The organism is Ectobacillus sp. OTK (assembly GCF_059698935.1).
On sequence record NZ_AP048547.1, the window covers coordinates 2,581,535 to 2,594,169 of the forward strand.

At 42.8% G+C, this 12,635-nt stretch carries 12 protein-coding genes; 10 read left to right on the plus strand and 2 right to left on the minus strand.

What is annotated here, in order from left to right; translation table 11 throughout:
* Positions 1-40: 40 nt before the first annotated feature.
* On the minus strand, positions 41-598 hold the full coding sequence (locus AC6HZ4_RS12760; RefSeq protein ID WP_497495402.1) for a YpiB family protein: 558 nt from the start codon (positions 596-598) through the stop codon (positions 41-43).
* Between the two features lie 245 nt (positions 599-843).
* Positions 844-1,272: an OsmC family protein gene (locus AC6HZ4_RS12765; protein ID WP_497495403.1), complete on the minus strand. Its 429-nt coding sequence runs from the start codon at positions 1,270-1,272 to the stop codon at positions 844-846.
* 439 nt (positions 1,273-1,711) lie between these two features.
* On the opposite strand from AC6HZ4_RS12765, the gene AC6HZ4_RS12770 reads away from it, so the two are divergent.
* The 10 genes from AC6HZ4_RS12770 (at position 1,712) to AC6HZ4_RS12815 (ending at position 12,542) form a co-directional block, all read left to right on the plus strand.
* Complete coding sequence (locus AC6HZ4_RS12770) at positions 1,712-2,701, plus strand: Gfo/Idh/MocA family protein (protein WP_497495404.1); 990 nt, start codon at positions 1,712-1,714, stop codon at positions 2,699-2,701.
* Between the two features lie 211 nt (positions 2,702-2,912).
* A complete protein-coding gene (locus AC6HZ4_RS12775) occupies positions 2,913-3,881 on the plus strand; it encodes a YbgA family protein (RefSeq protein ID WP_497495405.1) in 969 nt (322 codons plus the stop codon).
* Positions 3,882-4,058: 177 nt separating this feature from the next.
* The gene (locus AC6HZ4_RS12780) at positions 4,059-5,204 is read left to right on the plus strand and encodes an acyl-CoA dehydrogenase (RefSeq protein ID WP_497495406.1); all 1,146 of its coding nucleotides are present in this window, start codon (positions 4,059-4,061) and stop codon (positions 5,202-5,204) included.
* Positions 5,205-5,215: 11 nt separating this feature from the next.
* Complete coding sequence (locus AC6HZ4_RS12785) at positions 5,216-6,553, plus strand: acetyl-CoA carboxylase biotin carboxylase subunit (protein ID WP_497495407.1); 1,338 nt, start codon at positions 5,216-5,218, stop codon at positions 6,551-6,553.
* A 70-nt stretch (positions 6,554-6,623) separates the two neighbouring features.
* A complete protein-coding gene (locus AC6HZ4_RS12790; protein WP_497495408.1) occupies positions 6,624-6,836 on the plus strand; it encodes an acetyl-CoA carboxylase biotin carboxyl carrier protein subunit in 213 nt (70 codons plus the stop codon).
* 12 nt (positions 6,837-6,848) lie between these two features.
* Entirely contained in the window at positions 6,849-7,637 is a 789-nt protein-coding gene (locus AC6HZ4_RS12795) for an enoyl-CoA hydratase (RefSeq protein WP_497495409.1), read from the plus strand.
* Positions 7,638-7,640: 3 nt separating this feature from the next.
* Entirely contained in the window at positions 7,641-9,179 is a 1,539-nt protein-coding gene (locus AC6HZ4_RS12800; RefSeq protein WP_497495410.1) for an acyl-CoA carboxylase subunit beta, read from the plus strand.
* A gap of 46 nt (positions 9,180-9,225) precedes the next feature.
* Complete coding sequence (locus AC6HZ4_RS12805) at positions 9,226-11,160, plus strand: AMP-binding protein (protein ID WP_497495411.1); 1,935 nt, start codon at positions 9,226-9,228, stop codon at positions 11,158-11,160.
* Between the two features lie 144 nt (positions 11,161-11,304).
* Positions 11,305-11,595, plus strand: coding sequence for a hypothetical protein (locus tag AC6HZ4_RS12810; RefSeq protein ID WP_497495412.1), 291 nt, complete (start codon positions 11,305-11,307; stop codon positions 11,593-11,595).
* A 167-nt stretch (positions 11,596-11,762) separates the two neighbouring features.
* Positions 11,763-12,542, plus strand: a complete 780-nt coding sequence (locus AC6HZ4_RS12815) for an undecaprenyl-diphosphate phosphatase (protein WP_497495701.1) — start codon at positions 11,763-11,765, stop codon at positions 12,540-12,542.
* The last annotated feature ends 93 nt before the right edge of the window (positions 12,543-12,635 follow it).

A 12,635-nucleotide genomic window follows, 5' to 3' on the forward strand; every position in this document is an offset into this window, starting at 1 on the left:
AACAAAAAGGCGAACAGTTATCTGTGCGCCTTTTTGTTTTTTATCCAGTTCTCTTTTGGTTTAGTTCCTGAAGTTTTGACACCAGCTGTTCAAATAGCAATTTATCATTTTTGTCTAAGGCTTCGTCAATCTGCCGTTTAATTCGCTCTATTTCCTGCTCTTGTGAAATCTTTTCGATGATGGCTTCAGCCGCTTTCGCATGACGTTCTGATTGCTCGTACAAAAGAATGGAATCGGATTCAGGAGAATCTAGTATTTGTAAGTAACGATGGTTTAACATTTTTCCGTAAAAGTTTAAAATGAGATTCACTTTCTCGGACGGATTAAGCATTAAGTCATGTAAAGCATGTGACACATCTTCTATTTTTTGATACCGATCGTAAAAGACGAATCCGCTTTCATCCGACTGAAGGCTTGAAACAACGATTGTTTTTTCGCGAGGCTTTATTTTATCAACGAAGGAGAGATTCTCCAAAATATGAGGACGGTGTATGATGAACTCCAGTATTTTGCGTGCGTCCGTAGATTTCAGCCGATGATTGTCTAAAAACCATTTCAAGAAATTGCGCTTTTCTGTTATCGATATCCATCTTCTCATACGAAATTCACCTGCTTTTTTAGTTTGAATGATAGCTGCGATATGTGATTATATAAAATAATACCATAAACTGGTGAATTCCGTTATGGAAAAGTACGGAATAAGAGGCATTCCTTTTGGGGCATTATCTAGCTTCGCCTGTCTGCTTACTGTGAAGAAAAGATCTCCGACCAATGAGGCAAAAACACCTCATCGTTCGGAGGAAGAACTGTCCACCTTCGCAGGCAAAGGCGGCCTCTTATTCACTACCGGATCAGCTGTGATCCTGCAATGCCGTTTATTGAATAGCTAACCGAAATATCGGCATTAAGTGAATGTGAAACAGAGCAATATTTATCCTTTGATAACGTAATGGCTCGCACTACTTTTTCCTCTGGAAGATCTCCTTCGAGCGCATATAAAATATGAATGCTTGTAAAGCGTTTTGGGTGCTCATCTGCTCGTGTACCATCTACTTCTATACGGAAGGAGCTGGGATTGAGACGCATTTTTTGTAAAATGGAAATAATATCAATACCCGTGCAGCCGGCTGCTGCATGTAAAAGAAGCTCTGTAGGTCGCGGACCGCTGTTTTGTCCGCCTATTTCAGCTGCCGCATCCATTTTAATTTCATGTCCTGATGGAGCGGTACCAGAGAAAGACATTTGTCCCGTCCAAGTTATGCTCGTTTTCATGTGAATCCCCCTAACGTATTGCTTTACTTTCGATTTCTCCCTGAACGGAGAATTTCACTGTTTGTAGGTGTGTTTGGAACGAAATTGTCATTATCATCGATAGTCATCGTTTTTTATCATATTTCCCGTTTGCATTTTGCTTTTTCTTTACAAATGGATCTTGATTGCTTCCCATGTTTATCACCCTGTAATAGTATTTGTCAATTGTATATAAGTTTGTCAGGTAAGGATGGCGTAAAATATGGAAGTATTCTCCGTAAGCGCAATTTTCTTCTTGATGTTGTGTAGATTATTTTATAGCAGATAAAACAGTGAAATTTTGTGGAGAAATGATACGTAAACAAGTACAATAACAAAGAATAACATTACTTGGAAGAAAGTGCTTTCTCCACACGAATATGGAGGCATTTTTACAAGTACGGCTAAAGGAGATAAGGATATGGTACGATTCGGGGTAATTGGTACAAATTGGATCACGGAGTCGTTTATACAAGCGGCAAGTCAGTTAGACGATTTTTCTTTAGCTGCCGTGTATTCCAGAACGAACGAGCGGGCAACAGAATTTGCCGCAAAGTATGGAGTGGCATTGACATTTACTGATTTGGAAAGCATGGCAAAAAGCAAAGAAATTGATGCGGTATATATCGCTAGCCCTAACTCATTTCATGCAGAGCAAGCTATTCTTTTCATGAATCACGGCAAGCATGTGTTATGTGAAAAGCCGCTCGCGTCGAACGCTTCTGAAGTAAAAGATATGATTCAAGCGGCAAAGGAAAATAACGTACTTCTTATGGAGGCGTTAAAATCTACCCTTGTTCCAAATTTTAAAAGCGTGCAGCAGCATGTACATACAATCGGGAAGATTCGCAGGTATGTGGCGAGCTATTGCCAATACTCCTCTCGTTATGATGCATATAAGGAGGGTGTTGTATTGAATGCCTTTAATCCAGCATTCTCAAATGGTGCTTTAATGGATATTGGTATTTACTGCATATATCCGCTTGTTGTGTTATTCGGTAAACCGCTTGGGGTGCAGGCAAACGGGCTGCTTCTTGAATCCGGTGTTGATGGGGAAGGCAGCATTCTGCTGAAATATGAAGAGATGGAAGCGGTCATTATGTATTCTAAGATCACAAATTCGGGCATTCCTTTCGAGATACAAGGGGAAGAAGGAAATATAAGAATAGATAAGGTGAATACACCAGAACAAGTGGAAATTTATTATCGGAATGGAACGATAGAGGATATTACACAGCCGCAAAGAAGTGATTCAATGTTTTATGAGGCAAAGGAGTTTATTGAATTAATTCAAAAAGGGCAGTTAGAATCTCCTACAAATTCTTATGCCAATTCATTGGCTGTCATGGAAATTATTGATGAAGCCCGAAAACAAATTGGAGTTGTATTTCCGAGCGATAAGAAGGAATAGCGTTCTGCTATTCCTTTTGTTTTGATATACAAAGTGCGATAAGCGTTTTGGTTTATATCTTACATATATGTATGATAGTATCGGTATAATATATTATCCTAATCATATCTGCGCAGTTTGTATGCGTATTCATAAATCCTTAGTCTGAAATCACTATGATAGGCGACAAAGAAATTATATTAATGTACGGAGTTATGTCTCGGAGGGAATTATGAGAATTTTTGCTAAACCGACAGTTGTGGTGAGTAAGTGTCTAGAATTTGATGCGTGTCGTTATAACGGTGATGTCATTTCAGATCCGATTGTAAAAAACCTAATGCCGTATGTGCGGTTTATCCCTGTTTGTCCGGAGGTAGAAATTGGCCTCGGAACACCGCGGGAAACTATTCGTGTTGTAGAGAAGGATGGGATGCATCGGCTTGTGCAACCGTCAACGGGAGAGGATGTGACCGACCGAATGCATCAGTTTATAGAACAGTTTTTAGGTTCCTTGCCAGATGTAGATGGTTTTCTTTTAAAAAATCGTTCCCCGAGCTGCGGCATACGCGATGTGAAAATATATGCTGGTAACAATAAATCACCCGTTTGCGGCAAAGGCAGCGGCTTGTTCGGTGGAAAGGTTATAGATCTATTTGGTCATCTTGCTGTCGAGGAGGAGGGACGTTTAAAAAACTTTGCACTCCGCGATCATTTTTTTACGAAGTTGTTTGCCATTACTGAATTTAAAGCCGTGAAATCACAGCTAAATATGAGGCAGCTTGTGCAGTTTCATACAGATCAGAAATATCTGTTTATGGCATATAACCAAACGAAGCTAAGGGAGATGGGGAGAATTGTCGCAAACCATGAGAACCGTACAATGGCAGATGTATTTGCCGCTTATGAACAGGCTTTGTATGAGCTATTGAAGCGAGCAGCACGTTATACGTCTAATATTAATGTTTGTCAGCACATTTTTGGGTATTTTAAAGACTTGCTTAAGAAAGAGGAAAAGGAGCATTTTCTGTCACTTCTTCAAAAGTATCAGGAGAAGAAAATCCCGCTGAGCAGCATACTGACTTTGCTGCGGTCGTGGGCTATTCGTTTTGAAAAGGAGTATTTACTTAGACAAACATACTTCGAGCCGTATCCTGAGGCGTTGGTGGAAATTACTGACTCCGGGAAAGGACGTGACTACTAAATAAAGAAAACTCGCCTTAAGTTATCCTGTATTGTTGTAGAACAATGTAGGATTTTTTTTAGACTATTGTACTAGCATACGCTTTACAATAAAATAAGGACACTTTTTGTCAAATTACCTTGTTTTGGAGTTCGTTATCATATGCTGTTATGCAGAAATGATAAGGGGTGTGAAACAATGGATTTTGCATTAACACGTGAGCAGCAAATGATTCAAGATATGGTTCGTGATTTTGCGGCAAAGGAGATTGCGCCAAAAGCGGTATATTATGATCAAACGGGTAAGTTTCCTCAAGAAATGTTTCAAAAGATGGGTGAGCTTGGGCTGCTGGGAATTCCCTTTCCGGAAGAATATGGTGGTTCTGGCGGAGATACGCTTTCTTATGCTCTTGCAGTGGAAGAAATTGGGCGTGCCTGCGGCGGTACAGGACTCAGCTATGCCGCTACGATTTCCCTCGGAGCCGCCCCGATTTATTATTTTGGTACTGAGGAGCAAAAACAAAGGTATCTTGTTCCAATGGCATCAGGCAAAACCTTGGGTGCATTTGGATTGACAGAGCCTAATGCTGGATCGGATGCAGGAGGGACACAAACGAGAGCGATTCTTGATGGTGATGAATATGTAATTAACGGAGAGAAGTGCTGGATTACGAATGCGGAGTATGCTGGGACTGTCATTGTAACCGCTGTCAGCAGTGTGGATGAACGTGGAAAGAAACGGATTTCCGCCTTTATTGTGCCGACGGATAGCGAGGGGTTAAAGATCTCAAGTCCGTATGACAAAATGGGGGTTCGTGCTTCTAATACTTGTGAAATTATTCTTGACAATGTACGTGTACCAAAGGAAAACATACTAGGAGATCCATTAAAGGGTTTCAGCCAATTTTTGTATACGCTGGATGGCGGCCGTATTTCAATTGCTGCATTGGCTGTCGGCATCGCACAATCATCCTTTGACAGGGCACTCCAATATGCGAAGGAGCGAAAGCAGTTCGGAAAAAGCATTTCAACGTTTCAGGCGATTCAATTTAAGCTGGCGGATATGGCAATGGAAATTGAACTTGCCCGCAATATGGTGCATAAGGCAGCTTGGCTGAAGGATCGTAATAAGCTGTTCGGAAAAGAAGCAGCTATGGCAAAGCTTTTCGCATCGGAAACTGCCAGTCGAGTCGCGAGTCAAGCGGTACAAATTCATGGCGGATACGGTTACATGAAGGAGTACGAAGTAGAACGCCATATGCGTGATGCTAAGTTATTGGAAATTGGAGAAGGAACTTCGGAAATCCAACGTTTGGTAATTGCAAGGCATCTCGGGTGTCGGTAGGAGGGATACAGATGTTTTCTAAGCTTCTCATTGCTAACCGAGGTGAAATTGCTGTTCGCATTATCAAAACATGCAAGCGTCTCGGTATTCAAACCGTTGCCGTTTATTCAGAGGCAGATGCATCCGCTATGCATGTGAAGCTGGCAGATGAAGCATATGAAATCGGAGGGGCGCGTGTACATGAGAGTTATTTAAATCTTGAAAAAATCATTGAGATTGCAAAAAAAACGAAGGTTGAGGCGATTCATCCCGGCTATGGCCTGTTATCGGAAAACTCGATCTTTGCAACGCGCTGTGAGGAGGAGGGAATTATCTTCATTGGTCCTAATGCTGATGTTATAGCAAAGATGGGAAATAAAATTGAGTCACGCAAAATGATGATACAGGCCGGTGTTCCTGTTGTACCGGGTATTTCAGCTCCCATTCCTACGGTGGAGGAAGCAAAAGAAATTGCAAAATCAATCGGGTATCCTCTTATGCTAAAGGCATCTGCCGGCGGTGGGGGGATTGGAATGCAGGTTGTAGATAATGAACCAATGCTAATCCAGGCGTTTGCAAATAATCAAACACGCGCAAGGAATTTCTTTGGAAACGATGAAATGTATATGGAAAAGCTTGTAACAAATGCGCATCATATTGAAATTCAAGTATTAGCGGATTCACTCGGGAATACTGTGTACCTATGGGAGCGCGAATGCTCGGTACAGCGCCGTAACCAAAAGGTGATAGAGGAAGCTCCATCTCCATTTGTCAGCGAGCCAACGCGGCATAAGATGGGGGAGACAGCTGTAATGGCCGCAAAGGCAATCGGCTATAAAAACGCAGGTACAATTGAATTTTTAGTCGATGAACATGAAAACTTTTATTTTCTTGAAATGAATACGCGTCTGCAGGTGGAACATCCGATAACGGAAGAAATTACGGGTTTGGACCTTGTTGAGCAGCAGATTCGTATTGCTTATGGAGAAGCCTTATCATTTACGCAGAATGAAGTAGAAAGAAATGGTCATGCGATTGAGGCACGTATATATGCAGAAGACCCAAAGACATTTTTCCCCTCACCTGGTAAAATTCATCATATTCAGCTTCCTCCCTCTATTCGTATTGATCACTTTCTAGAAGGAGGGATGATGATTACACCATTTTACGACCCGATGGTGGCAAAGGTAATTGCGCATGGCGCAAATCGGGAAGAGGCGATGCGGCGTCTGCGAGAAGCGCTCGAGGCAACAAAAATAGAGGGAATTAAAACAAATATTCCGATGCTCTTACAAGTTTTGCAGGATGAGGTGTTTAAAAGCGGAATATATACAACAAACTTTGTTTCTATGCAGCTCATAAAAAAATAAATCCATTGGACCGCTCTATCTGCATGCGGAGTGGCAAAGCTCATTTTCAGTTTAAGAGGGGGCGTATAGTATGGCGAAGGTATATGCACCAATGGCAGGGAGTGTATGGAAAATTCTTGTGAAGATCGGTGAGGGAGTCGAGGAAGGACAAGATATTATCATCCTTGAATCTATGAAAATGGAAATTCCGGTTGCTGCAGAGCAATCCGGCAGGCTGGTTACATTACTTGCAGCCGAAGGGGAGTTTGTGAATGAAGGCGATGTGTTAGCAGAGCTTGAATAGGCAGGTGATAAAATGCTAGTGTGGCAGCATATTCGTTTAGATTACACTTCACCTCATATCGCAACGATTACTCTTAACCGGCCGCAACAGGCCAATGCGCTGTCGATCGCCCTATTAGAAGAGCTGCAAGCTGCTTTTGGGCAGGTAAAAGAAGATCAGAGCGTTCGGGTTGTTATTATAACAGGGGCAGGAGAAAAAGTATTTTGCGCTGGCGCAGATTTAAAAGAAAGAGCTGAAATGAATGAAGAACAGGTGCGTCAGGCAGTTTCGATGATCCGTTCTTCCATTAACATGGTCGATTTGCTTCCGCAGCCTGTTATCGCAGCAATCAATGGAATTGCATTAGGCGGCGGGATGGAATTAGCTCTTGCATGCGATATTCGTATTGCCTCTGATACTGCTGCCCTCGGACTTACAGAAACCTCATTGGCTATTATTCCAGGGGCTGGGGGAACGCAGCGCCTGCCGCGTTTAATCGGGCTTGGTCGTGCGAAGGAGCTTATTTATACAGCGAGAAGAATATCCGCAGAAGAAGCGTATCAATATGGATTGGTAGAGCATGTAGTATCTTTGGCAAAGCTTGAGCAAAAAGCAATGGAAATCGCCAAAAGAATTGTTGCTAATGGCCCGATTGCTGTCAAAATGGCGAAACGTGCGATTTCCCAAGGAATAGAAACGGATTTACAGTCTGGATTGGAAATGGAACGAGAGGCGTATGAAGAAGTAATTGGAACAAAGGATCGAGTGGAGGGGCTGCAGGCATTTAAGGAGAAGCGAAAACCGGTGTATAAGGGGGAGTAGAACATGCTGGAGCAGCAAAAGCAAATGTCGTTGGAAGAACGAATAGAGAAAACGAAGCAAGGCGGTGCAAGCAAGTATCATGAACAAAATAAGGCGAAGGGAAAGCTGTTTGTTCGCGATCGTCTTGCGTTATTGTTTGATGATCAAGATTTTACAGAAGATGCGATGTTTGCGAACTGCGATAGCGGAGATCTTCCAGCAGACGGTGTTGTCACGGCGATTGGAAAAATTCATGGTCGTACTGTTTGTGTGATGGCAAACGACTCCACTGTAAAAGCAGGTTCTTGGGGAGCGCGCACAGTGGAAAAAATCTTGCGCATTCAAGAAACAGCGGAGAAGCTGCGAGTGCCGCTTTTTTATTTAGTTGATTCTGCGGGGGCACGTATTACGGATCAAGTCGAGATGTTCCCTGGCAGGCGCGGTGCAGGACGCATTTTCTACAATCAGGTAAAGCTATCAGGCAAAGTGCCGCAAGTTTGCTTGTTATTTGGTCCATCTGCAGCAGGAGGCGCATATATCCCTGCGTTCTGCGATGTTGTCATGATGGTCGAAGGCAATGCATCGATGTACCTTGGATCTCCGCGTATGGCTGAAATGGTTATCGGTGAAAAAGTAACGCTTGAAGAAATGGGAGGTGCACGTATGCACTGCTCCGTGTCTGGCTGCGGTGATGTGTTATGCAAAACGGAAGAAGAAGCACTATCACTCGCTCGCCAGTATGTTACGTATTTCCCAAGTAATTATTTAGAAACGGCACCATCAGCATCTCCCCGGGATTCGAAAGTGTTTGAAAAAACTCTTGAACAAATCATTCCGCAAAACCAAAATGCTCCCTTCAATATGATGGACCTCATTCACCGTATTATAGATGAAGATACATTTTTTGAAATCAAAAAGCTGTTTGCGCAGGAGCTTATCACAGGTTTAGCACGAATTAATGGAAACCCAATCGGGATTGTGGCGAATCAGCCTCGCATAAAGGGGGGCGTGCTATTTCAAGATTCTGCAGATAAGGCCGCTAAATTTATTACGCTTTGCGATGCATTTCATATACCTCTTTTATTTCTGGCTGATGTACCGGGCTTTATGATTGGCACAAAGGTGGAGAGAGCTGGTATTATCCGTCACGGTGCAAAAATGATTGCCGCTATGAGCGAGGCAACAGTGCCAAAAATTTCAGTCATTGTCCGTAAAGCATATGGAGCGGGCTTGTATGCGATGGCGGGTCCTGCATTTGAGCCAGATTGCTGTTTGGCTCTTCCGACAGCATCTATTGCCGTAATGGGGCCGGAAGCTGCTGTGAACGCTGTATATGCAAATAAGATTGCTGCTCTTCGAGAGGAAGAACGAGCAGCCTTTGTTGAAGCAAAACGAGAAGAGTATAAAAAAGATATTGATATTTATCATTTGGCATCCGAGCTGGTCATTGACAGTATTGTGCATCCCAATCAGCTGCGTGAAGAGCTTATTCGCCGTTTGGATGTATATAGGAGCAAATATCAAGTATTTACAGAACGTAAGCATCCGGTATATCCAGTGTAAGCAAGTCCTTTCTCAGGACTTGCTTTTTCAAAAGGGAGGAAGAAGGATGGATAAAGCTGTTTGGTTCCCGGCAGAAGAATATAAGACATCCACTCGTTTACACCAATGGATGACTTCACTTGGATTTACTGATTATGAGGCATTTTATAAAAAATCGATTGAGGATATTTCTTGGTTTTGGGAGGAAGCGGAGCGTGCGGTCGGTTACCAGTGGATGAAACCTTATACCGAGGTGCTGAATTTAGAAAACGGCATCCCATTCCCAAACTGGTATGTAAACGGTACGTGTAATGTTATAGCATCTGCACTCGAACGCTGGGTAAAAGAAGAAGGAATGAGAACAGAACCTGCGATCATTTGGGAAGGGGAAGGCGGGGCGAGTAGGACTGTTACATATGAGGAGCTGAATGAATGGGTGAGCTGCGTTGCCGGCGGCCTGCAGCAGCAAGGAATTCAAAAGGGAGATCGTATTACCATTTACATGCCGATGATTCCAGAAACAGCTGTTGTGATGTTGGCAGCTATGAAAATTGGGGCAATTGTGTCTCCGATTTTCTCGGGATTTGCGGCGACGGCAGCAGCGGCACGCGTACAGGCATCAAAGTCGAAGATGATTGTAACAGTAGATGGCTTTATGCGGCGAGGAAAAGTGGTTGCATTAAAGGATGAGGTGGATCGTGTTTGTGAGCAATGTGCGACTGTAGAGAAGGTTGTTGTTGTTCGGTATGCAGGTAATGTGTTTGCGCCCAAAAGCTATGATCTATTATGGGATCAATTAGAGAACGCAAAGCCTTTACGTAAGCCGCTTGAGATGAAGAGCGATGATCCGCTTATGCTTATTTATACATCAGGCACAACCGGTAAACCGAAAGGGACTGTGCATACACATACAGGATTTCCGTTAAAGGCTTCCTTTGATGCTGCATTTGGCATGAATGTTCAAAAAAGAGATCGTCTCATGTGGGTAACAGATATGGGATGGATGATGGGGCCTTTTCTGCTGTTTGGTTCACTTATAAATGGGGCGACAATGGTGATGTACGATGGAGTGCCGGATGCTCCGGCAGATCGCCTATGGGGAATGACAGACCGCTATCAAATTACGCATTTAGGTATTTCTCCCACGTTAATCCGCTCTCTTATGGCAAAGGGAGATAAATGGGTCGTGAAGCATTCTCTAGCAAGCTTGCAGGTAATCGCTTCTACAGGAGAACCGTGGAATACAGCTCCTTGGCTTTGGTTATTTTATACTGTTGGAAAAGGGAAGATTCCGATTTGTAATTATTCTGGCGGAACGGAAATCTCTGGCGGTATTTTCGGCAATGTTCTTGTAAAACCGATTGCACCAATCAGCTTTAACTCGCCTCTCCCCGGAATGGCAGCTGTTGTATTAGACGGAGAAGGTCGCCCGCTTGTCGGTGAGGTGGGGGAGCTTTGTCTGGAAAAGCCGTGGGTAGGCATGACAAAGAGCTTTTGGGAAGATGATGAGCGGTATATTCGTACGTATTGGTCTCGGTACGAAAATAAATGGGTACATGGGGACTGGGTAAAGTATGACGGAGCACAGTATATCATTACCGGTCGTTCGGATGATACGCTGAATATCGCTGGAAAACGAATCGGACCAGCGGAGTATGAGTCCATTCTCGTGCAGCACGCCGATGTAGTAGAGGCGGCAGCAATTGGGGTACCAGATGAAAGGAAGGGAGAAGTGAGTCATTGCTTTGTAGTGCTGCGCGAAGGAGTTTCTTACACAGGGGAACTACAGGAAGAGCTTATGTCTCTTATCAGCACCCATATTGGTAAGGCACTTTGCCCAAAAGCTATTCATTGTATTGCTGATTTGCCAAAAACACGTAATGCAAAAGTGATGCGGCGCGTTATTAAAGCAGCATTTTTAGGAAAGGATCCCGGAGATTTGTCTGCCCTTGTGAACCCTGAGATTGTTGTGGCTATTCAAGCCCTGGCATCACAAAGGTAAGAATAGGGGCAAAAAAGGGGGGCTGGCTTTCTTTTGTATTTACAAATTCCTTCACATATATTTGCAAAAAGATATTTCCGTCAGTGGAATGATATGAGATGATAAGAATAAGATAGGAGTAAGAAATAAGAGGGGGATTCTTAATTGGGACTTTGGGATAGGTGGTTTGGCAGCAAAATGTCTAACACCGTTATTGTGCACACACTTCATCTTTGTCATGGCTATAAAAAAAGGATTTGGGAAGTCGGTAAGGACGTCGATGCAAATGCTATCAGTAGCAAAGCTGACAATAACGAGCTGTACGTACTGTATTCTTATATAGACGGCGAAGAAGTGGAACACATTACAACAAAGGAATTATTTAAGGCCGCGCTCGATCAATATGAAGAGATTGAACAAGGTGTGGAAGAATCTATTCAACAGGCCTTTCACTAACTGCATATCGACTTTTATGAATAAACCCTTGCATTAGCAGGGTTTTTTTGTTTAGAAGCAGAGGCTGTATTTCCTTTGCTGGTTATAAAATGTTGAACATGCAGTATACGCAAGCTGCATATACTGTACAAGCAAAGGAACCAAATTGTAGAGGAAGAGGGTACGATATGAGCTGGCTGGAAGCATTTTTACTTGGAATTATTCAAGGGTTAACGGAATTTTTACCCATTAGCAGCACAGGGCATTTATATTTAGGGCGCCATCTGTTTGGATTGGATGAAGCTGGCCTATTTTTAGATACAATGCTTCATATTGGGACATTAATAGCCGTTTTTGTTTACTACAAGCACGAATTTATCAAGATATTACAAAATCCTTTCAGTAAGCTTACCTATTTATTAATAGTGGGGACAATTCCGGCAGTAGTCATTGGTTTGTTGTTTAAGGATTTCTTTGAGGAAATTTCCAAAACAGGCATTACAATCGGATGGGAGTTTGTAGCGACCGGCTTTTTTTTATACCTAGCGGAAAGAGGGAAAAATGGAAAAAAGAAAATGGAAGATCTTACATATCAGGATGCTTTGTTTATTGGCTCTTTTCAAGCATTTGCAATTTTTCCAGCAATTTCTCGTTCGGGTATGACAATTGCAGCGGCTCTTTGGAGAAAGCTTGATCGGGAAACGGCTGCTTATTTTTCCTTCCTTTTGTCAACACCAGCGATTGTTGGAGGAATTGTGCTGCAATCTGTTGATGTGTTCCAAGGAAAGGCTGAGACAATTTCAAGCACCTCTCTCGCTGTTGGCGCACTCTCTGCAGCCTTTTTCGGTTATATCGCAGTTTCGTGGATGATTTCGTATTTAAAGCATCATTCTTTAAAAATATTTGCGTATTATGTGTGGGGACTCGGGGGATTAATACTTGTGCTGCAACTCACAGGCATATTCTAAATGGAGTATGTCTGCTTTGTATTTCTAAAATTTTTCTCATTTTATGTATATGCCCCATATAAAGGTTGTCACGGCGGCTTTTACCATGATAAT